The sequence below is a fragment of the Myceligenerans crystallogenes genome, assembly GCF_039529775.1.
In the GTDB taxonomy this organism is placed as follows: Bacteria; Actinomycetota; Actinomycetes; order Actinomycetales; family Cellulomonadaceae; genus Myceligenerans; species Myceligenerans crystallogenes.
On sequence record NZ_BAAANL010000004.1, the window covers coordinates 114,102 to 138,894 of the forward strand.

Below are 24,793 nucleotides of genomic sequence, written 5' to 3' on the forward strand. Positions count from 1 at the left end.
AGGTTGTGAGCGACGAGTCCTCCCCCAGCAGCGCACCGGCACGGTCCGGACGACGACGCGGTGGGCGGCCCCGGAACCGCCGACCGCACAACGGCCCCCAGCAGGTCACCAGGGCCGAGCTGGAGCGGGCCGCCGAGCGGCGCCGCGCCGTCGTCGTCCCGCCCATCACCTACCCCGAGCAGCTACCCGTGTCCGCGCGGCGCGCGGACATCTCGCGGGCGATCGCGGACAACCAGGTCGTGGTGGTCGCGGGCGAGACCGGCTCGGGCAAGACGACGCAGCTGCCGAAGATCCTGCTGGACCTGGGGCGCGGGCGCACCGGGCAGATCGGGCACACGCAGCCCCGCCGGATCGCGGCGCGCAGCGTCGCGGAGCGCATCGCGGAGGAAGTGGGCACCGACCTCGGGGACGTCGTCGGGTACCAGGTGCGGTTCACCGATCAGTCGAGCGAGAACACGCTGGTCAAGGTCATGACCGACGGCATCCTCCTGGCCCAGATCCAGCGCGACCCGCAGCTGCTGGCGTACGACACGATCGTCGTCGACGAGGCGCACGAGCGGTCCCTGAACATCGACTTCCTGCTCGGCTATCTCGCGCGCCTGCTGCCGCGGCGGCCGGACCTGAAGCTGATCATCACGTCGGCGACCATCGACTCCGAGCGGTTCGCGCGCCACTTCTCGCCCGCGGCGCTGGCGGAACGGGCCGGTGCGCGCTCCGTGGGCGGAGGGCGGGGGCCGAGGAACGAGGCACCCGCCCGCGGCGGAGCGGAGGGCGCACCGGCCGTCGAGCAGAGCGGCGCGCCGGACGCCGTCGTCGACGTGCTGCCCGAGCAGGCGCCCGTGGTGGAGGTGTCCGGGCGGACGTACCCCGTGGAGGTGCGGTACCGGCCGCTCGCGCCGGACGCCGCGCCCGCCGACGACGACGCCGGGGAGGCCGGCGCTGCCCGGAGCGCCCGGCGGCCGCCGTCGAAGACGGACCGCGCCGAGGAGAAGGACCTCGTCACGGGGATCATCGAGGCGTGCGACGAGCTCACCCGCGAGGGCCCGGGCGACATCCTCGTGTTCCTCTCCGGCGAGCGCGAGATCCACGATGCCGCCGACGCCCTGGAGGGCCACCTCAAGGACCGCGCCCGCGACCCGAAGCACCCGCAGTACACCGAGATCCTGCCGCTGTACGCGCGCCTCTCCAGCGCCGAGCAGCACCGCGTCTTCCAGACGCACTCGCACCGGCGGATCGTGCTGTCGACCAACGTGGCCGAGACGTCGCTGACGGTGCCGGGGATCCGGTACGTCGTCGACCCGGGGACCGCGCGCATCTCGCGCTGGTCCAAGACGACCAAGGTGCAGCGCCTCCCGATCGAACCCGTCTCCCAGGCCAGCGCCAACCAGCGCGCCGGGCGCTGCGGGCGCGTCGCGGACGGGATCGCGATCCGGCTCTACTCGCAAGGTGACTTCGAGAGCCGGCCGGAGTTCACCGAGCCGGAGATCCTGCGGACGTCGCTGGCGAGCGTCCTCCTGCAGATGGTGTCGGTAGGCGTCGCCGGTTCGCCCGACGACGTCGCCCGCTTCCCCTTCGTCGAGCCGCCCGACACCCGGGCCATCCGCGACGGCGTGCAGCTCCTGACGGAGCTGGGCGCGCTGGAGACGGTCACGACGGGGGTTCGCGGGGACGACGCCGCCGAGAGCCAGGACGAGCGGAGGCGCGCCGTCACACGTCTCACCCGGATCGGCCGGATGATCGCGCAGCTGCCGATGGACCCGCGGCTGGCGCGGATGGTGGTCGAGGGCGACCGGCTCAAGGTCGCCCGTGAGGTCGCGATCATCGCCGCCGCCCTGTCCATCCAGGACCCCCGCGAGCGCCCCGCCGAGGAACGCGAGCAGGCGGATCAGCTGCACGCGCGGTTCCGCGACCCGTCGTCGGACTTCCTGACGTACCTGAACCTGTGGGAGTACGTCCGCGAGCAGCAGCACGAGCTGTCGAGCTCGGCGTTCCGGCGCCTGTGCAAGCGGGAGTACCTCAACTTCCTCCGCATCCGCGAGTGGCAGGACGTCGTCGCGCAGCTGCGCGAGATGTCACGTCCCCTGGGGATCGAGATGGCTTACCGGCAGCCGGCGCCGGACCTCCTGGGCCCCGGCGAGTCCCCTGACGACGCGGAGGTGCGGCGGGTCTGGGACGCGGACACGATTCACCGGGCCCTGCTGGCCGGGCTGCTGTCGCACCTCGGGATGCAGGACACCGGGGAGGTCAAGGCTTCCGCCGTCGCGCATCTGAAGGGGGAGGCCCGGGAGCGGGCCATCCGGCAGGCGAAGAAGCGGGCCCGGAACGAGTACATCGGGGCCCGGGGGGCGCGGTTCGCGATCTTCCCCGGGTCGCCGCTGAGCAAGAAGCCGCCGGCCTGGATCATGGCCGGCGAGCTGGTGGAGACGTCGCGCCTGTGGGCGCGGGACGTGGCGCGGATCAAGCCGGAGTGGGCCGAGGAACTGGCCGGGCCGATCGCGCGGCGCACCTACTCGGATCCGCACTGGTCCTCGCGGCAGGGCGCCGCGATGTGCACGGAGAAGGTGCTGCTGTACGGGGTGCCGATCGTCGCCGACCGCAAGGTGCTCTACTCGAAGGTGGATGCTGCCGCCGCGCGGGAGATGTTCCTGCGCCACGCGCTGGTCGAGGGGCAGTGGACGACGCACCACACGTTCTTCGCGGAGAACCGCCGCCTGCTCGACGAGGCCGGTGAGCTGGAGGCGCGCACGCGGCAGCGCGGGATCGTGGCCTCCGAGGACGATCTGCTCGCGTTCTACGACGAGCGGGTCCCGGAAGACGTCGTGTCGGCCGCGAACTTCGACAAGTGGTGGAACGCGGCCCGGCGCGAGCAGCCCGATCTGCTGACGTTCACGATGGACCTGCTGGTCGGGGACGCCTCCGTGGACACCGAGGGCTTCCCCGAGACGTGGCCGCAGGGCGACCTGAAGCTGCCGCTGACCTACCAGTTCGCGCCTGGATCCGGGGCCGACGGCGTCACGGTGCACATCCCCGTCTCGGTGCTGCCGCGCGTGGTGCCGGACGGGTTCGACTGGATGGTGCCCGGACTCCTCGAGGAGCTGTGCACCGCCACGATCAAGTCCCTCCCCAAGGCGGTGCGGCGCGACCTGGTCCCCGCGCCGGACTGCGCCCGCGAGGTCGCCGCCTGGCTCCGCGCCGAGTCCCCCGCCTGGGAGGACATGGCCCGAGCCGGCGACATGGCCGAGCCGTTCACCGTCGCCTTCACCCGCGCCGTGCGCGCCACCCGAGACGTCCTCGTCCCGGACGAGGTCTGGGACGACGCCCGCGTCGAACGCCTCCCGCACCACCTCCGCATGACGTTCCGCGTCTTCGAGCCGCACCGGAACCGCGGCAACGAACCGGTGGTCCTCGACGAGTCGAAGGATCTGGTGCTGCTGCAGCGGAAGCTGGCCAAGCGGTCGGAGTCGGCGGTTCGCTCGGCCGTGCGGGGCGCGGTCGGTCAGGCCCTTGCCGAAGCCCAGGCCGCGGCGGGAGCGAGAACGCCGGCCGATGTCCCCGCCGGGGCGGAGCGGGCCACGCCCAAGGCCGTGGCGCGGCCCCAGAGCAACGGGAAGCCGGCGGGCGGCGTCGTCGGGGAACGCGACCGGGTCTCCGGATGGCCCGAGGGCCTGCCCGGCGGGGAGTTGCCCGCCGTCGTGTCCACCGACGTGGGGGCGGGCGTCGTCGTGCGCGGGTATCCGGCGCTCGTGGCGGAGCGCGCGGCGAAGGTGCAGGGGAAGGCGCGGGAGACCGTCGTGAGCTTGCGGATCCTCGCCGACGAGTCCGCGCGGGACGCCGCGCATGCGGCCGGGGTGCGGCGGTTGCTGCTGCAGGCGACGGCGCTGCCGACGGCGCGGATCACGTCGCGCTGGACCGCGGCGCAGTCGCTCACGATGGCCGCGAGCCCGTACCCGGACACGGGGTCGCTGGTGACGGACCTGCAGCTGGCCGCCGTCGTCGGGCTGACGACGCCGGACGCCGCGCGGCGCTACGACACGCCTACGGGCGGGCCCGACGCCGCCGCGATCCGCAGCGCCGGGGAGTTCGAGGCGGCGCGGGAGCACGTGCGGCGGCACCTGGAGGACGAGGTGTACCGGGTGGCCGGGCACGTGGTGGCGGCGCTCGCCGCCTACCGGACGCTGGAGGGCGAGATCCGGGGGTCGAGCAGCCTGGCGCTGCTGCAGGTGCTCCAGGACCTGCGCGAGCACGCGGCGTCGCTGATCGACGACGGGTTCGTCACCGCGACCCCGCCGCAGAAGCTGCCGCACCTGGTGCGGTACCTGCGCGCGTCGTCGCACCGGCTGGCGAAGGCGAACGAGAACCCGAACCGGGACGCGGACCTCGCCTGGCGGGTCGGGGATGTCACCCAGGCCTGGGAGAAGGCCCGCACGGCCTACGAGGCGGGCGCGCCCGACGTGGCCCGGGCGGGTCAGCTCGCGGAGGTCCGCTGGATGCTGGAGGAGTTCCGGGTCTCCCTCTTCGCCCAGCAGCTGGGCACGGACGGCCCGATCAGCGAGAAGCGCATCCGCAAGGTCCTGGCCCCGGGCGGCTGGTGAGGACCACGAGGTTTCGTGTGCGAGAACGAGGTTCCCGGGCATCGCCCAGGAGGGCGCGACGGAAACCTCGTTCTCGTACGGAGACCTCGTGATCGATCAGTCGTCGTTGGGCATGACGACCCAGAGGACGATGTAGGCCAGGACCTGCGGCCCCGGGATGAGGACCGAGAGTGCGGTCAGCACCCGGACCGTGGTGGTGCCCCACCCGAATCGGCGTGCCACCCCCGCGCAGACCCCGGCGATCATGCGGCCCTGACGAGGACGAGAAAGTGTCGATGCGCTCATGCGGCCACACTATGCGCCCCCGACCCGACCCGGTATCGGGCACTCCCCCGATCTCACCCCGGGTCCGCCTCGCCCCGAGGAAGTACTGCCGGCCGGTGCATGTACTCCCCGGACCGACAAGTAGCCATGATCCGCCGCAGCCTGGTCCTACGCTGCGGCGCATCATGGCCACTCCTCGGTGCCGGCCCGATGACCCGAACCGATCAGCTGATGACCGAGGTCCGGTAGCTCGTGACGTTCTTCGTCGTGTAGCCAGACCTGGAACCGACCACCGTGACCGTGAGCCGCTTGCCGCGGGCGCTCGATGGAATCACGAAGGTCTTCGTGGTCTTCGTAGCGATCTTCACGCCGTTCGCCTTCCACACGTACTTGACCGACGACGGCGACGGCGTCCACGTCCCCCGGTCCACCGTCAACGTGGCTCCTACCCGCTTCGTCCCGGAAATCGTCGGACGCGGGGCCGAGAACGTCCCACGCGCGACATCGCTGGTCGCGGCGCTGGTGGCGGAAGCTGTCGCGTAGTACTGGCGGGAGCCCTTGACCGTCACCTTGATCTTCTTGCCCGCCGCCGACGCCGGGACCGTCAGCGTCCTCGACGTGGCACCGTCGATGACGACGCCGTCCGCCCTCCACACGTACGTGAAGCCCGTGGCAGCGGGCGACCAGGCACCCGGCGACGCCGTGAGCGTCGAACCCACCTTCGCGGTCCCCGTGATCGCCGGAACGGGCTTCGTGGCAAAGACACCAGAATCGACGGTGACTGTCTTCACCTGCCGAGACGGCAGGAATCCGTAGCCTCCGCCGAACACGACCGAGATCTGGTAAATGCCGGGGACAGGTTCATCCACCGGCCAGAGCTCGATCACATTGCGATTTGAGTCGCTTAAGCTCGAGCCGTGCCCGAACTGACTCCCGTCCGAGAACTCAAGGTGAAGATCACCGGCCCATGTGGTCTCGACCCCTTCGTGAGTCACCTCGACCATGGTCTCGCGAGGCATCGCACCGTAGTTCCACGACGACGTCAGATCACTGTCGACATGCGTGACGGCCGGAGGAAGGACATCGAACTGCCCGTCCCACGAGACGGAATCCACCTCACTCTGGCCCTCGTAGTCGAGATGCACCTTGTAGTGGCCTGGCTCGAGTTCGGTTTCCAAGGGATCCAGGCACACCTGGGGAATACCGTAGGGAGGCCCGATCATGTAATGCGTCCAGGTGGAACCATCCTCACCTGTCACCTGCACGACAGCCGGATTGCTGCCCTCCGGCCACCAGAACGTCGCGTCGGGTTCCGTCGGCACGATTTTCAGGCAAAGGCTTGTTTTCGCACCCTCGTGCCAAGTCGTCGGGCCGGACTGCAGCACGATGACCGGACTGGGTTCGCTCGCGGTCGCCAGAGAAACGGCTGACGAGTCGACCTCGGACGGCGCGGCACCGGCAGGCGCTACACCCAGTCCGAGTGCAAGACCGGAGGCGAACAGCACCGCGCCCGGCCGAACGGCAGCCAGACGTTGTAGTGAAACCGTGGTCGGCATCGAAAGCTCCAGTCGAAAATGGCGCATGCTCGTGCGCAAGAAAGAACCAGCGCGAATCTATCCGGGCGGTGGCCGTGCCTCTAAACAAAAATGAGGGCTGGCCAGTGATTTCACCCTCTCGCTCTGGACACCGAGCAACACTGCGGCCCGCACGCGCCGTGCGTGCGGGCCGCAGTTGTCTACCGCCGCGGAACGATCGGATCAGGTGATGGTCAGCGGAAGTACCGGTCCGCCGGGCCCAGGTCGAGGAAGACCGTCTCGCCCGTGGCGTCGTCGACGCCGTCGTTGTCCGTGACCGCGTAGGCGCGGCCGTCGGTGCCGATCGTGAAGCCTTCCAGCTTCTCCTGCGTCCAGCCGTTCGTGGCCCGGAGCCTCGGCAGGACGTCGATCGCGAGCTGCTTCCGCAGCGGCGCCACCGTGCCCGCGGCCGGGTCGCGCTTCGGCAGGTTCACCGTGTACACGCCCTTCAGCGCCGCGGCCGGCCCGTTGAGCTTGTCGCGCTCGATCACCGCGAGGGTGTCGCGGTCGACGACCGTCACCTCGGACAGCCCGATCCAGTCGCCCGACGCCGTCGGCGCGGACAGCGGGTACGCGAACCAGGTCCACGCGCCGGTGGCGACGTCGTAGCGCCCGATCCGCGCGGACCCGCCGAGCCCGCCCGCGTCCGTGGTCAGCCCGCGCTGCAGCGCGACGAACAGGTGCTCGCCCTTGCGGTCGACGACGCCGGCGACGCCCTCGATACCCCACTTGCCGAGCCCCGCGGCCACGTCGGCCGGCAGCGCCACGCGCTCCTGCACGACGCCGTCCGCCGAGACCCGCACCAGCGCGTTGCCCGCACCGGTCGCACCCTCGGAGCCCAGCCAGAACCCACCGGTGCGACCCGGCCGCGCCCACAGGCCCTCGACGTCGAACGAGGCCGGGGCCCCGCCCTCGGTCACCGCGATCTCGCGGTCGATCACCGCCGGCCGGCCCTTGCCCGCCAGGCGCAGCGAGTACAGCGAGGTCGGCGTCCTCGCGGCGTCGGACGCGGTCCAGAGCCGGCGCTCGTCCCGCGGGTCGGCCGACAGCGCGCCGAGCGCCGTCCAGCCGATCGGCGCCCCGGCGCCGTCGTCGGCGGAAACCACCGACGGGAACCGCGGCGTGCCCGCGGAGCGTGCGAACGCGTCGCCGCGGCCGAACACGCTGACCGTGGCGCGCACGCCGTCCTTGGCGGCGTCCTCCTCGGAGGACACGACGAGCAGGTCGCGCTGCGGCACGGGCAGGATGCCCTCGGGGCCGTTGGTCGTGGCCAGGACCTGCGTGAACCTGGGCGAGGCCGGGTCGCTCAGATCGTAGACCGCGACGAAGTTGGAGCGCTCCGAGCCGACGAACGCGTACCGCACGCCGCCGAGCTCCCCGACCGAGAGGCCCTCGATCTCGACGCCCTTCTTCTCCACGCGGCCCTCGTTGTGCAGGCCCACGCGCGCGGCGAGGTGCTCGAGCGTGTTCCCCGCGTCCCACACGACGTCGCCGTCGGTGTCGAAGATCGTCCAGCCGCGCGTGCCGCCCTTCCAGTCGCCCTCGTTGGCGGTGGCGAACCGGGTGTCGTCGATCCAGGCGACGGAGTCGGGCTCGCGCGGGGCGGCCTCGAGCGAGCCGGTGAGGGTGATGTCGCCGTCCTCGACCGTGTCGACGCCGGTCAGCGCGACCTCGCCGGCGGAGAAGACGTCGGTGATCTCGCCCGAGGCGAGGTCGATCAGCGCGATGCCGTTGTTCTCCTGGAGGGTCACGACCGCAGTCGTGCCCGACGGGTTGACCGAGACGTACTCCGGCTCGACGTCCTGCGGCGTGTCGATACCGGCGTCCGCGACGACCGGCAGCGGGGTACCGTCCTCGGCCGCGAACGCGACCTTGCGGGTGCTCCAGGCGGCCGGGTCGGCGCCGGGCAGGTCGAGGAGCTGCACGAAGCCGCCGGGGGCCTGGGGCAGGTCGCCCTCGTCCCCTCCCTCCGGCGTGAACTCCTCGTCGCGCTCGTTCTCCATCGCGATGACGGCGCGCGAGCGGTCCTTCGAGAGGCTGATCGAGTCGGGCTGGCCGCCGAGGTCGATCGACCGCACGCGCGTGCGCGTCGCGAGGTCGACGACGTCGAGCCGGCCGCTCGGGTCGGCGTAGCTCTCCGAGGTGTTCACGACGACGAGCACGTAACCGCCCACGACGACGACCGACGTCGGCTCGTCCTCGGCGTTGCCCAGCTCGGCGAGGCTCAGCGAGCCCGCGCCCCGCGGGTTCGCGGGGTCCGTGATGTCGACGAAGCCGATGCGCTTGCCGGCGGCGTCCGTGTAGATCACCGTGTTGCCGTCTTCGCTGACGGTGGAGATCTCGGCGACGGTCTCGTCCGCCGGGTCGACGCCCGCGGGGACGTTCCCGAAGACGGGGTAGGTCGCGAGGCGGTGGAACGCGGCGCCGGGCTTCGGCTGCGTGTACGGGGTGGACTGTCCGGCGCCGGGCTTGCGGTGCTGGCCGAGTTCGTTGGCCACGACGGGCACGAGCGCCGTCAGGCTGAGTGCGAGCGCGGCACCGGTCGCGATGAACGCGCTGGTGCGGCGGGAGGGTTTCTGGGTGTGCACGAGGGGCAGGCTCCCGCCGGAGGGTTGACCGGGGGTCTCCGTGGGATGGCCGCCGGGTGTCGCGCGCGTGAACTGGCCCGTGAACCGGGCTTTCGGGTTTCGGCGGCGTCTCACCAGGTGAGGCGATCGGCCCCGCCGGGTGCCGCCGGCCGTGCCCGATCAGGCCGCGAGCGGGATCGGCACGGCCGGGTCGATCGGCCGGGTCAACCGGCCGGGTCAGTCGGCCAGGAGCGCCCGGATCGCCGTGTGCAGCGCCGCCGCGGGCTCCTCGATCGACCGGTGGGCGCCGTCGCGGACGATGCGGCGGCCCGCGACGATCACGTCGGTGACGTCCGACGCCGTCGCCGCGAACACCACCTGGTCGAGCAGGGCCCCGGGGGTCCACCCAGCCAGGCGGACCGACCCGAGGGACACGACGGTCAGGTCCACCAGGTCACCCACCCGGATCCCGCCGGCCCTCCCCCGGGACGGCGGCGCGGACGCCGGCGGCGCGGCGCCGTCGTGCCGCGGCCAGCCCAGGGAGGCGTACCCCTCGCGGGTCGCCGTCTCCAGGAGGGCCGACGACGCCAGGTGCCCGCGGCGCAGGGTCCGCACGCGCTCGTCGAGCTCCAGGGCCCGGGTCTCCTCGAACGGGTCGACGACGGCGTTGCTGTCCGACCCGATCGTGAGCCGGATCCCTGGCCGGCCCGGCGCCGCCGCCGGATCCGCCCGGCCGCCGTCCGCCGGATCCGCCGGGCCGTCGTCCGCGGGATCGGGTCGCGCGGATTCCGCCGCGACGAGGTCGCCGAGGCGGGGCGCACCGTCCGCCAGATCGCGCTCGGTCGTCCGCGTGACGCAGACGCGGGCGCCGGACCGCGCGAGGCGGTCGACGTCGTCGTCGGACAGATGCGTCGCGTGGACCGCCGTCGTCAGCGGTCCGAGCGCCCCGGACTCGTCGAGCAGCGCCGCCGGCGAGCGCCCGTGGGCGTCGAGGCAGTCCTGGTTCTCGCGCGGCTGCTCGGAGAGGTGGACGTGCAGCGGGGCCTCGTTCCGCCGCGACCACTCTGCGACGGCCCGGATGCCGGCGGGCGGTACGGCCCGCACCGAGTGCACGGCCGCGCCGATCCTGACCAGCTCGGATCCCCTCAGGGCGCCGGCTCTGCCCGCCCAGCCCGCCGCGTCGCCGTCGGAGAACCGCCGCTGCACGCCGCTCGGCGGTTCACCGCGAACCCCGGCCGCCAGATAGCACGTGTCCAGCAGCGTGAGCCGGATCCCGGCGTCGTCCGCCGCGGCGATCAGGGCCGCGCCCATCGCGTTCGGATCCGCGTACGGGCGGCCGCCGGACGCGTGGTGCAGGTAGTGGAACTCGCCGACGACGCCGTAGCCCGCCAGCACCATCTCCACGAACACCGCCCGGGCGAGCTGGTGGTACGTGTCCGGGTCGAGGCGCTCGGCGACCCGGTACATCTGCTCCCGCCAGGTCCAGAAGGAGCCGGAGCCGCGCGCGGCGGCGGCGTCGGGCACGAGATGCGTCCTGCCGCGCAGGGCGCGATGGAACGCGTGCGAGTGCCCGTTGGCGAACGCGGGCAGGGTGAGCCCGCGCAGCCGGGTCGCGCCGGCGGGCGGGCCGGCGACGCCGGGCTCGACCTGGGTCACCCGGCCGCCGTCGGCCCTGATCACGACGTCGGACGCGACCTCGCCGCCCGCCCACGCGAACTCGCAGAACCAGGTGCTCATGGCGCCGGGATGGTCACGCCCCGGGTCGCGGCGACCTCCGAGGCGCGGTCGTAGCCCGCGTCCGCGTGGCGCAGGACGCCCAGGGCCGGGTCGTTGGACAGGACCCTGGCCAGTTTCCGGGCCGCGAGCGGCGTGCCGTCCGCGACCGAGACCTGGCCCGCGTGGATCGAGCGGCCCATGCCGACGCCGCCGCCGTGGTGGATCGAGACCCAGGTGGCGCCCGAGCTCGCGGCCGTCAGGGCGTTCAGCAGGGGCCAGTCCGCGATCGCGTCCGAGCCGTCGGCCATGGACTCGGTCTCCCGGTACGGGGAGGCGACCGAGCCCGCGTCCAGGTGGTCGCGGCCGATCACGATCGGCGCGCTGACCTCGCCCGAGGCCACCAGGTCGTTGAACGCGAGCCCGGCACGGTCCCGCTCGCCGTAGCCGAGCCAGCAGATCCGGGCCGGAAGACCCTGGAACGCGATCCGCTCCTGGGCGCCGCGGATCCAGCGGTGCAGGCGGTCGTGGTCCGGGAAGAGGTCGAGGATCGCGCGGTCGGTCGCGGCGATGTCGGCCGGGTCGCCCGACAGCGCCGCCCAGCGGAACGGGCCCTTGCCCTCGCAGAACAGCGGCCGGATGTAGGCGGGCACGAAACCCGGGAAGTCGAAGGCCCGCGCGTACCCGCCCTGGCGCGCCTCGTCACGGATGGAGTTGCCGTAGTCGAACACCTCGGCGCCGCCGTCCTGGAAGCCGACCATCGCCTCGACGTGCCGCGCCATGGACTCCCGGGCCCGCTCGGTGAACCCGGCCGGGTCGCGCTCGGCGGCGCCGGCCCAGTCCTCGAGCGCCGTGCCCGCCGGCAGGTAGGACAGCGGATCGTGCGCCGACGTCTGGTCCGTCACGACGTCGAACTCCACGCCCCGCGCCAGCAGGTCCGGGAACACCTCCGCGGCGTTCCCCACCACCCCCACGGAGTACGCGCGCCCCTCCCGCTTCGCCGCGAGCGCCCGCGCGACGCCGTCGTCCACGGAATCCGCGACCTCGTCGAGGTACCGGAGCTCCGCCCGGCGCGCGAGCCGCGCGGGGTCGACGTCGACGATGAGGCAGACGCCCCCGTTGAGCGTGATCGCGAGCGGCTGCGCGCCGCCCATCCCGCCGCAGCCGGCGGTGAGGGTGAGGGTGCCGGCGAGACTCCCGCCGAACCGCTTCTCCGCGACGGCGGCGAACGTCTCGTACGTGCCCTGCACGATCCCCTGGGTGCCGATGTAGATCCAGGACCCGGCCGTCATCTGCCCGTACATGGTCAGGCCGAGCTTCTCGAGCCGCCGGAACTCGGGCCACGTCGCCCAGTCCCCCACCAGGTTCGAGTTGGCGATGAGCACGCGCGGCGCCCATTCGTGCGTGGTCAGCACGCCGACGGGCTTGCCGGACTGGACCAGCAGGGTCTCGTCCTCGCGCAGGTCGGTGAGGGTGGCCACGATGGCGTCGTAGGCGGGCCAGCTCCGGGCGGCGCGGCCCGTGCCGCCGTAGACCACGAGGTCGTCGGGTCGCTCGGCGACGTCGGGGTCGAGGTTGTTCATGAGCATCCGCAGCGGGGCCTCGGTCTGCCAGCTGCGGGCGGTGAGTGCGGTGCCGCGGGTCGCGCGGACCGTTCGTGCTCCATCCATGAACCGAGGTTACGGCCCTCGACGCCGGGCGAGCAGGAGGTGGGGGCCGACGACGCCGGGCCCGTGACGACGCCCGTGCGGTCGCCGGCATGGGTACTACCTCATGGGTAGCTCTGCCCATTCCGCGTTCGCCGGAGATTCTGGTTGAGTACGGGATGTCGAACCAATGAGGTGCTGCATGAGACGCATGTGGGGCCGTGAGATAAGGAGTTGAACATGGTCGCAGAAGGTGGCAACGTCTTCGGTCTCGATGTCGAGGCAGTCCGGCAGCTGGCGAACGTCCTGCGTGAGCAGGCCGAGCAGGTCCGCACGACGGTCCAGACGGTCACGTCGCAGATGGGCCAGACCGAGTGGAACGGCCCGGACGCCGTGCAGTTCCAGGAGGAGTGGGACGGCACCCACACCGTCAAGCTGAACGAGATCGCCTCCGCGCTCGACGAGTACGCCACGACGGCCGACAACAACGCCTCGATGCAGGAGGACACCTCGAACCAGTACTGATCCTCACCGATCGGTACGCGGTTCAGAGGTCCTCCCCGGCCGGGTCGAGGACGACTCCCCGGCCGGAACAGCCGAGGGTGCGGCATCCACGGATGCCGCACCCTCGGCTGTCGTCGTTCCTGCCGATGATCCCGCGATCTGTCGCGCCAAGGGGGCGCGACAGGTCGCGTTTCCTTCCTCCCGGCCGACGCCGCCGATGGGGAGGTCTGCCCATGTCGGGCGCGTGGTGCGGGCTGGTTGAGTCCTCCTCGGGAACGGGCCGCCGTTCCGGCCGATGCCGCCGACCGGTGGCACCCACAACTCGTCCGGGGGACAGCTGTGAGCGGAGGGATGTACGGCGCCGACGTCACGGCGCTGCGCACGCTTGCCGACCAGATCGACCGAGGAAGTGAGCTGCTCGACGGCACGGTGACGACCGTCGAGGCGGCGATGCCGGACCCGTTCGCCTGGAACGGACCGGACGCCGAGGGATTCCGCACCGCCTGGGAGGGCGGGCACGCCGCCCGCCTCCGCGCGACCGCGGCCGTGCTGGGCGAGGTCGCCGCCAGGGTCCGGGCGAACGCCGACGCGCAACAGGCCACGTCGGAGGACCTGAGCGGGACCGGCGGCTCGGGCGGCTTCCCGCGCGAGACCTCGCCCGCCGCCGAGGGAGCCGCGGAACTCCGGTTCCGCCCCGTCGCGTTCGTCGCCGGCCGGCAGGACCCGGGGGCCGGGGCCGGCGCGGCCGCCGACACCGCCGACATGGCCGGCACCGGCACCGCCGCCGAGCAGTATCCGCCGCCCGACGTCGAGCGGACCGTCCGGGTCGACGAGCCGCCCGAGCGGACGGCGTTCGGGGCGAGCACCGGCCTCGAACCGAACACCGCCTACGAGGTGACCGATCGCGGCACGTTCTACACCGACGGCTCCGGCCGCGTGGTGCACGTCGAGACCGGCTACGGCCGCACCGGCGACCTGAACCACGACCTCATCGAGCCGCAGCCGGACGCGACCTACGTCGTCGGCGACGATCACGTGTTCCGCACCGACGGCCAGGGGCGCACGGTCGAGGCCCACGCCACGGACCTGGGGTTCGGCGAGGCCGACCGGTCCTCGAGCATCCAGCAGCGCATCGGCGACCAGGGCGGCGACGGGTACGACGGCGGCCACCTGATCGGCAACCAGTTCGGCGGCGGGCCGGAGGACATCAACCTCGTGCCGATGCTCGAGGAGATCAACCGCGGCTCCGGCGACACCTTCTACGCCACGGAGATGCGCCTGCGGGAGGCGCTGGAGGGCGACCCGCCGTCCGACGTCGAGCTGCACGTCTACCCCGGGTACGGCGACGACGGGCCCGTACCGAGCACGATCGCCGTCGAATACAGCATCGACGGCGAGTCCGAGCGGAAGGAGTTCGACAATGACTGAGGTACCGCCGATGATCCGGCAGGGAGAACTCGTCGACGAGATCGGGCGGATGGTCGCGCGGAGCGCGTCGCTGGGCGGCGACTGGGAGTCGGCGACGCTGCACGTCCGCAGGCTCGCGCCCTACGGCGAGACCCAGATGGTCGTGCTGCGCCCGTCCGGCCGCGGCACGACCGAGGATCGCTCCGCGCTGCCGAACCGCTCCGTCGGGCGGCTGGTCAAGGAGCTCCGCGACGTCATGTACTGGCCCGGCGCCGGGACGTGGCTCTCGATGGAGCTCACGGTGTCCCGCACGAGCGGCAAGGACCAGGCCGACGCCCGCTTCAACTACGACGACCGGCCGGCCTGGACCGACGCGCCCGCCCCGGCGCTCTACTCCAAGGAGCTCCACCGGTACCCCCGCGACCCGGACCACATCCCCGCCTGGCTCCGGGACCAGCTGAACGCGGGGTAGCACCCGGCGAGCGGCCCCTGACCCGCCGCGGCCCCGGTGCCGCGGCGGATCGGAGCCCTCGACCGCGGGCCGGTCAGCGCAGCAGCGGGGCCACCTCGGTGCCGAGGACCCGGATCAGGCGCTCCGGGTCCGGCTCGTCGTCCAGGGGCTGCACCACCAGGGTGTCGGCACCCAGGCCGGCGAACCGCCGCAGGCCCTCGGCGATCTGCTCGGGGGTGTCGCCCCAGACGGCGTAGTCGGCGGGTTCGTCCGCCGGGAGCGGCCAGGTCGGGAGCCACGCACGCACGCGCTCCTCGGCGCCGGGGCCGATCGCCGTCGGCACGGTGACCGAGGTCAGGAAGGCGTCGGTGCGCCCGGCGTCGTCGTACGCCGCCCGGACGGTCTCCAGGGCCGCCTTCAGCCGGGTGTACCCGTTGCCGCCGTCCAGGGCGACGCCGTCGGCCAGCTCCCCGACCAGGCGCAGCGTCTTCGGCCCGGCCGCGGCGCTGATCACGGGCGGCGGCGTCACCGGCGGCCAGTCGAGCGCGACGTCGTCCAGCGACACGTAGCGACCCGACACCGTCAGCCGTTCGCCCGCGAGCAGCGCGCGCAGCGCGGTGAGGTACTCGCGCAGCAGCGTCAGCGGCGACGCCGGCTTCGCCCCGACCTGCGCCATCCAGCTCTGCACGCCGTGTCCCACGCCCGGGACGAGCCGCCCGGGGAACATTCCCTCCAGCGTCGCGATCTCCATCGCCGTCAGCGCCACGTTGCGCAGCGGCACCGGCAGCACGCCGAGCTGCACCCGCAGCCGCTGCGTGCGGCCGAGGATCGCGCCCGCCGCGGCGAGCGCGGACTCCTTGAAGCAGTCCTCCCAGAGGACGATCTCCGCCAGGCCGGCGTCGTCGGCCGCCCGGGCGAGCGTCAGGTACTGCTGCGGTGAGAAGGACGGCAGGAGCGCGCAGGCGAGGGTCGTCATGCCGTCGAGCGTACTGAGCGGCGGTTCCGTCGTCGCCGGGATATCCGGCGACGACGGACGGCCCGCGGTTCAGTCCTTCCGGATCTTCCTCGAAACGGCGGAGACCAGGGCCGTGACGCCGATCGCCACTCCGATCAGCACGATCGCGATCACCACGACGGCGATCACTGCGAAATTGTCAGGCGAGATCATCGACGAGCCTCCTTTGGCCGGACGGCCGGAATGCTACACCTTGACACCGGGGCCTCAGGAGGCTCTCGCTGGTGCAACCGCGCGGAAGTTCCGTCGTTGTTCTTCCCCGCGAAACTCCGGGCTGGTTGACTCGGGTGCCATGACCTCCTCAGATGCCACCCCAGCCGCGAACCGCCCCGGCGGGACGCTGCACCATCCGGCCGGTTTCCTCACCCGTAAGGTCATCAACCCGTTCGCGGTCGCGCTCTCCCGGCGGGGGATCAGCGTCCGGGGCAGCCTGATGATCGAGGTGGCCGGACGCAAGTCCGGCGAACCGCGGCAGACCGTCGTCAACCTCGTGGAGCTCGACGGCGTCCGCTACGTCGTCGCGCAGCGCGGCGTCACCCAGTGGGTCCGCAACCTGCGCGCGGCCGAGGGCGCCTGCGCCCTCGTGCTGGGCAGGCAGCGCGACGAGTACGCCGCCGAGGAGATCACCGGCACGCCGCAGACGGTGCCGGTGCTCCGCAAGACCCTCGCGGAGTGGGGTTTCGAGGTGAGCCAGTTCTTCCCGAAGGACATCGACAAGAGCTCGTCCGACGCCGAGCTCCAGGCGATCGCGGGCGACTACCCGGTGTTCCGCCTCACCCCGGGGTAACCCGCCCCTGCGGCGCGTACCGGGGATCGTGCGCGCGATCCGCCACGGCACCGGCCCGCCGGCCGCCGCGGATCGCGCGCACCCGACCGGCCCGGTCAGACTGGGGCCGTGAGCCTTCTTCTGCGGGGTATCGGGGAACTGGTGACCAACGACCCGGCCCGGGGCGCGGTGGGCCCGGGCGGGCTGGGGATCCTGCGGGACGCCGCCGTCGTCGTCGAGCACGGGCGGGTGGCCTGGACCGGGCCGGCCGCCGCGGCGCCCGCCGCCGACGAGGCCCAGGACCTGGGCGGGCGGGCCGTGATCCCGGGGTTCGTGGACTCGCACTCGCACCTGGTCTTCGCCGGCGACCGCGCCGCCGAGTTCGCGGCCCGGATGACCGGGCGCCCCTACTCGGCCGGGGGGATCCGCACCACGGTGTCGGCCACCCGGGCGGCGTCGGACGACGACCTGCGCGCCAACGCCCGCCGCCTCGTCGCCGAGATGCGCCGCCAGGGCACCACGACCGTGGAGATCAAGTCGGGCTACGGGCTCGACACCGCGCACGAGGAACGCTCGCTGCGGATCGCCCGGGAGTTCACGCCCGAGACGACCTACCTGGGCGCGCACGTCGTGCCGCAGGGCCATGACCCCGCCGGATACCTCGACCTCGTGACGGGCGCCATGCTCGCCGCCTGCGCCCCGCACGCACGGTGGATCGACGTGTTCTGCGAGCGCGGGGCGTTCGGCGCCGACGCCGCGCGGGCGGTCCTGCGCGCCGGGACCGCCGCCGGGCTCGCGCCGCGGATCCACGCCAACCAGCTCGGGCCCGGCCCCGGGATCGAGGTCGCCTGCGAGACGGGGGCGGCGTCGGCCGATCACTGCACGTTCGCGTCCGACGACGACGTCCGCAACCTCGCCGACTCCGGCGTCGTGGCGACCCTGCTGCCCACGATCGAGTTCTCGACCCGGCAGCCGTACCCCGACGCGCGGCGGTTCCTGGCCGCCGGCGTGACCGTGGCGCTCGCGACCGACTGCAACCCGGGGTCGGGGTTCTCGTCGTCGATGCCGTTCGCGCAGGCCCTCGCGGTGCGCGAGCTGGGGATGTCCCCGGCGGAGGCGCTGTGGGCGGCCACGGCCGGTGGCGCGGCGGCGCTGCGCCGGGACGACGTCGGCCGGCTCAGCCCCGGTTCCCGGGCGGACCTGGCGGTCCTCGACGCCCCCAGCCACCTCCACCTGACGTACCGCCCGGGCGTCCCGCTGATCAGGGCGGCGATGCTCGCCGGATCCTGGACCTGACCGGCGATCCCGCCCGGGGGGCGTGGTTGACACGGATCCCCCGGGGCGCGAGATGATCCCTGGCGTGACCACCGACTCCTTCGTCGCGGCCGGGCTCGAACGCTACCTCCGCTCGCGCGGGCGCGAGGGACTCGAGGAGTTCCTCGTGAACAACCCGCTGATGCACCTCAAGATGCACCAGTCGTACGGGGACCTCGTGCTGGACGCGCTCCAGCCCGCGACCGTGGAGTTCGGCATCCGGCGGCTCTCGACGCCGCACGTCCAGGTGCTCGCCGCGCTGCTCCGGCTGAACCCGTACGCCACCCGCGCCGCCGTCGTCGAGCATCTCGCCGAGCTGACCGACGCGCCGGCCGAGCAGGTCGAGGACAAGGTGGTCGAGTCGCTGAACGACCTCATCGGGTACGCGTACGCGTGGCCGCTGGACGTCGCGCAGGCCCGGTCCGATCCCGACGACGCGCTGCTCGCGGTCAACCCCGGGCTCGACATCGCGATGTTCGCCCGGGTCGACACGAGCCGGTTCGACGTCGAACCGCCGGAGTTCACGGAGCCCGCCGGTTCTCCCGTGGACGACGACGCCGCCGCGCTCGCCCTGGCCGCCGTGACCGACGCGGCCCTGTCCGTCTGCCGGCGGCTCGACCTGCGGCCCTTCCCGACCCGCGACACCTCGCCGGACCTACGGGAACAGGACGAGCTGTGCCGCGAGGCCGGCGTCGACCCGAGGATGGGCGAGCTCGTCACCGGCGTGCTCCAGCTGTACGGCGAGATCGTCTCGGAGGAGACGCCGATCGGGTGCCTGCTCAAGGCCAACCCGGCCGGGCTGTGGCTGCGGGTGTCGCGGGCGTCGTTCGCGAAGCATCTCGGGAGCCAGTGGTTCCGCGGGTTCGACGTGCCGGAGCTCCCGCTGAACGCGATCGTCGACGACGTCCCGGACGGCCTGCGGATCCGGTCGGCGGGCGCGCTGCAGCGCTACCTGGAGTGGGCCCACCCGTTCGACGCGTACTGGGAGGACGCCGACGGCGACGGCGCGCACCATCCGGAAGGGCCGCGCCGGCCGGGCGACGTCGGGCACGGCCCGACGGCGGCCGCGCGGTACCTCGAGATCGCGACCGCCGTCGGCATGATGCGCGACGGCGCGCTGACGACCTACGGCCGCGCCATGGTCCGGGACCGGGGACTGGCGGGGGTGGCGGTCTCCAGCATGCTCGGCGGGGACTCCGCGCCGCTGCTCCTGGGCGACGACCTCACGGCGACCGCGATCGCGGAGCTGCCCGCCGAACTCGTCAGGGTGCTCGACCTGGCCGCCGAACGCCGCCCCGGTGAGGAGACGCCCGTGTGGGTGTTCTCGGAGGACTCGCTGGTGCGGGCCGCCGAGCTCGACCTCCCCCCGCTGGAGGTGCGGCGCGCGCTGGAGCAGACCGTCCAGGACGAGGTCCCGACGCCGCTCGACGAGCTGATCAGCGCCGTCCACAACGGCGTCCCGGCCGACGACGAGCCGGAGACCCTGATGTGGGAGTACCAGATCTCCCGGATCCTCGCCTCGTGACGGGCGTGCCGGAAGCCCCCTGACCGGACCCCACAGGCTGGGGCCTCGAAGTTGTCGCATCCCTCCAAGGGGATTGCCGGATCAGCCCAGGTCACACTAGGTTTTTCGGGATGTCCGCCGCGCACACGTCCGTCTCGGCACCCACGTGGTGCGCCCACTTTCCCTGGCTCCGCCTCCTGGGCCCCGCGGGCGACCCGGACGGTCCCACGCGCTGGGACGAGCCGATCCCCGCCCAGCTGCCGCAGCTCGACGTCCCGCCGATCTCGGAGCTGGTCGACGTCGTCGTCGACGACCTGCGCGCCGTGCCCGTCGGCACCCTGTTCCCGCGGATCGACCGGGCGACCCCGCTCCTCGACTGCCACGTCCCGCCCAAGCGCGTCGCCCTCCTGGCCCCGCACGGCATCGAGCGCTTCGGCGACCTGGCCGACCGCACCGTCGGCGAGCTCGCCTTCATCCCGCGCATGGGGCCGAGCATCGCGCGCAAGACCATCGGCGCGTTCATCCGCACGTCACGGACGCTGCCGCTGACCTCCGCCGCGCCGTCGTCCGCCGCGCCGTCGTCCGCCGTACCGTCGTCGTCGTCGGCCGCCTCGCCCGACGACGCGGACGTGCCCCGCGCCCGCGCCGCCGTCGGGCACCTCGAGAAGCCGCTGGCCGCACGGCTCGACTCCGTGATCCGGGCGCTCGACGAGTACTCGCGCGACGTCTTCCTCGCGCGCCGCCTGCCCGCCGAGACGCCCACGTTCGGCGAGATCGCCGCCCGCTACGGCTACCCCGACACCCGGGTCGCCACGAGCGACGCCCGCACCGCCCGCCTCGTGCGCGACGCGGTCGTCAGCCCCGTGCTGCGGCAGGCCCTCGACGCCGTCATCCCCGAGCCGGGCGCCACGCTCCCCCTCGGCGACCTCCTCGCCGCGATCCCCGGCCTCACCGACCTCGTGCCCGCCTTCGACGGCCGGCCCGCCTGGACCCTGGTCGCGGACCTCACCGGCGCCTTCGTCGTCGAGGACGACGTCGTCCGGAACACCGTCCCGCCGCCGGCGCCGCCCCGGCCCGTCACCCGCCACGAACTCGTCGCCGCGGTCCTCGCCCGAGCGGCGGAACCCCTCGAACCGGGCGAGATCTACCGGTTGCTCACCGAGACCGGCACCCCGCTGCGCACGAGCGCCGTGAACAGCACCCTGACGAACTCGGACCTGTTCGTCCGCGTCGACCGGCGGCGCTGGGCGCTGGCGGCCTGGAAGCCGGAGCGCCTCTACACCGGCACGCGCGACGTGATGCGCCGCATCCTCCTCGAGTCCGGCGACGGCGAGCTGCCGCTCGCCCGCCTCGCGGCCCGCATCCAGGCCGAGTACGACGTCGCGCCCGCGACCGTGCGGCACTACGCGAAGCGCCCGCCGTTCGAGCTGGCCGACGGCGTCGTCCGGTTCACCGGCGGGACGTACCGCGGCGCCCGGCAGCCGCAGGGCATGTCGCTCGGCGCCTCGCGCCGGATGGTGCGGCGCGCCGACGGCTGGGCGTACCAGGTCGTCGTCTGGAATCCGGCGAAGCGGCAGCGCGGGCTCGCCGTGCCGAACGCCGTGCACACGATCCTGCCGCCGGTGGCGGAGGACGGGACGGTCGAGCTGCCGTCGCGGCTGGGGCCGCAGCGGGTGCTGGCGTCGTGGGACCGGCTGCGCCTCGCACCGATCGAGCGGTTCGTCGCGGACCTGGGGCTGCGTCAGGGCGACCGCGCCTGGGTGATCTTCAAGGACGACGGCACCTTCGACGTCGAACGCGCGGACGCACCGGGATGACCTGCGCAGCTGCGTGAAGGGACGCGCGCAGTTGAGAAGAAGCTGTGCAGTTCACAGGTATTTCCCCAGGCCCACAACCTTTCGGGGCGCAGTCTCGTCGTGAGTGGCGAATGCGTCATCACCCAACCCCCCGGAGGTTGTTCATGAACAAGCGAATGTCGTCCAGGAGCCGGCTCACAGCCGTCGGCCTGGCCGGCGTCATGGCGCTCGGGCTGTCCGCGGCCCAGCTGACCGGCGCCTCGGCGGCCGAGGATGCCGCGGCGCCCGCCGCAGCCCCGGAGAGCGACCTGAAGATCATGGGTCCCAAGAACGTCGACGCCTACGCCTACCCCGGCGAGAACTTCGCGTTCCTCGACTCGGCGCGCTATCTCGCGGCGCCCGAGCTCGGCTACGAGTTCGCCACCCAGCGCACCTCGTACGGCGCGACGCCCGTGATGACCGTGACGACCGTCGACGGCAAGCAGCGGGGCAAGACGGTCACCGTCCCGCAGGAGCTCGTCGACGGGATGAACGGCCTCAAGGACGGCCTGCGCGTCAAGATCGTCAACTCGCAGGGCAAGGTGCTCTTCGACGACAAGCGCACGCTCTGCACCGGCGGTTACGACACGCAGCGCGTGGCGCCGACCGGCCCGGGCGAGCCGAGCTACCCCACGTGGTGCGGCGGTGACTGGTTCACGCGGTCGGTGGTGTTCGGCATCGACCAGGGCTGGGCCGCGAACCTCGACGCGTTCGTCGACCTCAACGGCGTGAAGATCGGCCACAAGCTCACCATGACGACGGCGATCACCAAGCCGGTCGCCCAGTTCCTCGGGATTCCCGAGGACCAGCGGGTGCTCAAGCAGAAGGTCACCGTGCGCAACGCGTGCACGTCCTACGAGTGGGGCTGCGAAGGCATGGCCGGCGAGCCCCGGGAGGGCTTCAGCACCGTGGGTGCCGACGTCGCCGAGCTGATGCAGGACGTCTCCCCGGAGACCGCCGCCATGGGCGGCATCCAGGACCCGGGCGTCGCGGAGCGCACCCCGAACCTGTTCCTGGTGGACGAGCTCGAGGCCGAGGCCGACGCGAAGGCCAGCAGGGAACCCGGCACCAACGGCGCCGCCCCGAAGGTCGCGGCCCCGAAGGCCGACACGCTGCCTGACCTCGTCGCCGAGCCCGCCTGGTCCGTCGGCGCGGAGCGCCAGGGCGGCAAGGACCGCCTGACCTTCAACGCGCACGAGTGGAACGCCGGCCCGGCCCCGCTGGTCGTGGAGGGCTTCCGCCGGCCGAACAGCGCCGTCATGGACGCCTACCAGTTCTTCTACGAGGAGGGCGAGCAGGTCGCCAGCGCGAAGACCGGCACCATGAAGTTCCACGCGGCGCCGGGCCACAACCACTGGCACTTCCTCGACTTCGCCCAGTACGACCTGGTCAAGACCAACGGTGACCTCGTCACCTCCAGCGGCAAGCAGTCCTGGTGCCTGGTGCCGACCAACGCGGTCGACATGCTCGCCGAGGGCGCCGTGTGGCGGCCCGAGTCGATCGGCCTGGACAGCGCCTGCGGCGGGAAGGAAGCCACCTGGATGCGCGAGACCCTGCCCGTGGGCTGGGGCGACACGTACTCCCAGTACCAGACCGAGGCGTTCGACCTCACCGGTGTCCCCAACGGCACCTACAAGATCCGCATCACGGTGAACCCGAACGGCAACCTGCACGAGGTGACCGCGGACAACAACGTGAGCCACCGCAAGGTGATCCTCGGCGGCAAGCCGGGCGCCCGCACGGTCAAGGTCCCGAAGATCGACGGGGTCGACACCGAGCTGTACGCCGAGATGGCGTTCGAGGCGGACACGGCCCGCGCGGCCGTGGGGACGACGACGTCGTCCACCACGCTGTCGCACGACCACTGACGACAACCTCTGACCGGTAGTTCCACGGACGACGACGGTGCGGCTCACCCCGCGCCGTCGTCGTCCGTTGTCGTCGGTCCCGGGGACCTGGTGTGACAGCGGCACGCCGGCTCCCCTAACCTCACCCGCATGAGGAGAGCACTCGCGCTGGTCCCGGTCGTCGCCCTGCTCATGGCCGGTTGTTCCTGGTCCCTGGTGCCGGAAGTCACCGTCAGCGAGCCTCCCGAGGAGGAGCAGGTGGCGCCCGCCGAGATCCTGACGGGCGAGCCGGTGGAGCCGGTGTGGCGCCTGGAGGGCAAGCCCGTGGGGCAGCCGGTGGCGGTCGACGGCGTCGTCGTCGCGATCGTCGTGGCCCGGCAGGACGAGATGGACGTCGTCGGGATCGACGCGAAGTACGGCGACGAGCTGTGGCGCTTCCCGTACAGCCCCGGCAGGTTCGGGACCGGCGAGGTGCATCCGCTGGTGACGGCGTCGCGCGAGGAGAAGCAGTACGTCGTCTTCCAGCGGGCCGGGCAGGATCTCGGCAAGGGTTCCGGGTTCACGCTGCCGCTCGTGGCGGTGGATCCGGTCTCCGGCGAGAAGGTGGCGGAGTCGAGGCCGCTGGAGCTCCCGGCGCCGCTGCGCACCTGCCCGGACGGGATCGACGCGTGCGTGCCGATCGAGCACGAGCGGGACGAGAACGGGCTCGAGCTGCCCTCGAAGTACCTGCGGCTGGACCTGTCGGGGCTGGAGCTCCGGGAGGTCGGGCCGATCTCGGCGTCGTACCCGCCGGGGGCGTCCGAGCTCGCGCCGGGCGAGCTGTACTGGCGGCCGGAGGCGCAGGGCCCGGGCGTCGTCGGGCGGATGGACACCGCCGATCCGCTGTGGGAGGTCCCGGTCGCCGACGCGTTCGGCGAGGGGTTCTCGCCGCGGTTCGGCAGCAGCCTGCGGTACGACGAGGAGAACGCGCTCTTCTACGGCGGGCTCGCGCAGGGCACGCCGGCCGATCGGGCGGCGTACGACCAGGGGCGCACGCTCGACGTCGACCTCGGCAAGAACGTCGAGGCCGGGATCGACGCCGAGTCGGGCGAGGTGCTGTGGACGCAGGAGGGCGTGTCCTCGGCCTGCGGGCTGGGCGCGCGGCCGCTGGCCGCCGAGACGCTGGAGCCCGGCAAGCCGTGGATGCCGGCGCAGCCGGTGTGGTGCCGGCTGCTGGGCACGGAGCAGCGCAGCAAGGCGGACGGCTGGACGCGCTCGGTCACGAAGCTCTCGATCGAGCGCTTCGACCTGGGCACGGGCGTCGCGGAGTGGACCGTGGACGTGGACCTCGCCGAGGGCGACCGGCTCCTGAGCGGCGACGACCTCGGGCCCGGCGAGCACGAGGTCCTCGTCGCGGGCGGCCGCGTGGTCCGCACCCCGGCGCAGGAATGGCGCCTGGTCACGTTCGCGGACGGCACGCAGCACGAGATCCCGGAGGGCTTCGCCTTCCTCTGCAAGGGCCGCGGCGAGGACCTGCGGTACGGCTACGCCGTCCCCTTCGAGGGCGGATCCCCGACGACGACGGTCGCGCCGTTCCCCTACCCCTGCACGGCCGACGGCGAGCCGACGACGAACCAGCTCACCCGGGGTGCGGTCCAGGCGGGCGCCATCGACGCCGGGAGCGGGCGGTATGTCTACGCCACGGCGGACGGTCTGCTCGGCTACGACTTCGAGTGACGGGGATCCCGGGCGGTGGGCATCTCGGGGGACGGCACGGCGGCGGTGCGGCGCCACGGCGTCGTGACAATTCGGTCC

General features: G+C 72.9%; 17 protein-coding genes. 10 read left to right on the plus strand and 7 right to left on the minus strand.

Going from position 1 to position 24,793, the window contains the following annotated elements; genetic code table 11:
- Positions 1-5: 5 nt before the first annotated feature.
- Positions 6-4,592 (plus strand): DUF3418 domain-containing protein, encoded by a 4,587-nt coding sequence (locus ABD208_RS10790; RefSeq protein WP_425561096.1) that lies wholly within the window; start codon positions 6-8, stop codon positions 4,590-4,592.
- A 96-nt stretch (positions 4,593-4,688) separates the two neighbouring features.
- Here the strand turns inward: ABD208_RS10790 and ABD208_RS10795 are convergent, their stop codons facing one another.
- The 5 genes from ABD208_RS10795 to hutU form a co-directional block, all read right to left on the minus strand.
- A complete protein-coding gene (locus ABD208_RS10795) occupies positions 4,689-4,877 on the minus strand; it encodes a PspC domain-containing protein (protein ID WP_344102509.1) in 189 nt (62 codons plus the stop codon).
- Between the two features lie 203 nt (positions 4,878-5,080).
- Positions 5,081-6,412 carry a hypothetical protein gene (locus ABD208_RS10800; RefSeq protein ID WP_344102512.1) on the minus strand — a complete coding sequence of 444 codons (1,332 nt, stop codon included), beginning with the start codon at positions 6,410-6,412 and terminating at the stop codon, positions 5,081-5,083.
- Between the two features lie 212 nt (positions 6,413-6,624).
- A complete protein-coding gene (locus ABD208_RS10805; RefSeq protein ID WP_344102515.1) occupies positions 6,625-9,018 on the minus strand; it encodes an esterase-like activity of phytase family protein in 2,394 nt (797 codons plus the stop codon).
- Positions 9,019-9,234: 216 nt separating this feature from the next.
- On the minus strand, positions 9,235-10,734 hold the full coding sequence (locus ABD208_RS10810) for a formimidoylglutamate deiminase (protein WP_344102517.1): 1,500 nt from the start codon (positions 10,732-10,734) through the stop codon (positions 9,235-9,237).
- A complete protein-coding gene (hutU, locus tag ABD208_RS10815; protein ID WP_344102519.1) occupies positions 10,731-12,380 on the minus strand; it encodes a urocanate hydratase in 1,650 nt (549 codons plus the stop codon). The genes ABD208_RS10810 and hutU overlap by 4 nt, the downstream gene beginning before the upstream one ends.
- A 216-nt stretch (positions 12,381-12,596) precedes the next feature.
- On the opposite strand from hutU, the gene ABD208_RS10820 reads away from it, so the two are divergent.
- From ABD208_RS10820 to ABD208_RS10830, 3 genes are all read left to right on the plus strand, one after another.
- Entirely contained in the window at positions 12,597-12,881 is a 285-nt protein-coding gene (locus ABD208_RS10820; RefSeq protein WP_344098895.1) for a WXG100 family type VII secretion target, read from the plus strand.
- Between the two features lie 318 nt (positions 12,882-13,199).
- Complete coding sequence (locus tag ABD208_RS10825) at positions 13,200-14,288, plus strand: DNA/RNA non-specific endonuclease (protein ID WP_344102521.1); 1,089 nt, start codon at positions 13,200-13,202, stop codon at positions 14,286-14,288.
- Positions 14,281-14,739 carry a hypothetical protein gene (locus tag ABD208_RS10830; RefSeq protein WP_344102523.1) on the plus strand — a complete coding sequence of 153 codons (459 nt, stop codon included), beginning with the start codon at positions 14,281-14,283 and terminating at the stop codon, positions 14,737-14,739. The genes ABD208_RS10825 and ABD208_RS10830 overlap by 8 nt, the downstream gene beginning before the upstream one ends.
- A 73-nt stretch (positions 14,740-14,812) precedes the next feature.
- Here the strand turns inward: ABD208_RS10830 and ABD208_RS10835 are convergent, their stop codons facing one another.
- Both ABD208_RS10835 and ABD208_RS10840 read right to left on the minus strand, forming a co-directional pair.
- Entirely contained in the window at positions 14,813-15,694 is an 882-nt protein-coding gene (locus tag ABD208_RS10835) for an LLM class flavin-dependent oxidoreductase (RefSeq protein WP_344102525.1), read from the minus strand.
- A gap of 69 nt (positions 15,695-15,763) precedes the next feature.
- The gene (locus ABD208_RS10840; RefSeq protein WP_344102527.1) at positions 15,764-15,886 is read right to left on the minus strand and encodes a hypothetical protein; all 123 of its coding nucleotides are present in this window, start codon (positions 15,884-15,886) and stop codon (positions 15,764-15,766) included.
- Between the two features lie 139 nt (positions 15,887-16,025).
- On the opposite strand from ABD208_RS10840, the gene ABD208_RS10845 reads away from it, so the two are divergent.
- The 6 genes from ABD208_RS10845 (at position 16,026) to ABD208_RS10870 (ending at position 24,715) form a co-directional block, all read left to right on the plus strand.
- The gene (locus ABD208_RS10845) at positions 16,026-16,520 is read left to right on the plus strand and encodes a nitroreductase/quinone reductase family protein (RefSeq protein WP_344102529.1); all 495 of its coding nucleotides are present in this window, start codon (positions 16,026-16,028) and stop codon (positions 16,518-16,520) included.
- Between the two features lie 108 nt (positions 16,521-16,628).
- Positions 16,629-17,795, plus strand: a complete 1,167-nt coding sequence (gene hutI / locus ABD208_RS10850) for an imidazolonepropionase (protein WP_344102531.1) — start codon at positions 16,629-16,631, stop codon at positions 17,793-17,795.
- Positions 17,796-17,859: 64 nt separating this feature from the next.
- The gene (locus ABD208_RS10855) at positions 17,860-19,338 is read left to right on the plus strand and encodes a hypothetical protein (RefSeq protein WP_344102533.1); all 1,479 of its coding nucleotides are present in this window, start codon (positions 17,860-17,862) and stop codon (positions 19,336-19,338) included.
- A gap of 110 nt (positions 19,339-19,448) precedes the next feature.
- Positions 19,449-21,134: a hypothetical protein gene (locus ABD208_RS10860; protein ID WP_344102536.1), complete on the plus strand. Its 1,686-nt coding sequence runs from the start codon at positions 19,449-19,451 to the stop codon at positions 21,132-21,134.
- Positions 21,135-21,277: 143 nt separating this feature from the next.
- A complete protein-coding gene (locus ABD208_RS10865) occupies positions 21,278-23,020 on the plus strand; it encodes a lysyl oxidase family protein (RefSeq protein ID WP_344102538.1) in 1,743 nt (580 codons plus the stop codon).
- A 129-nt stretch (positions 23,021-23,149) separates the two neighbouring features.
- A complete protein-coding gene (locus ABD208_RS10870) occupies positions 23,150-24,715 on the plus strand; it encodes a hypothetical protein (protein WP_344102540.1) in 1,566 nt (521 codons plus the stop codon).
- The last annotated feature ends 78 nt before the right edge of the window (positions 24,716-24,793 follow it).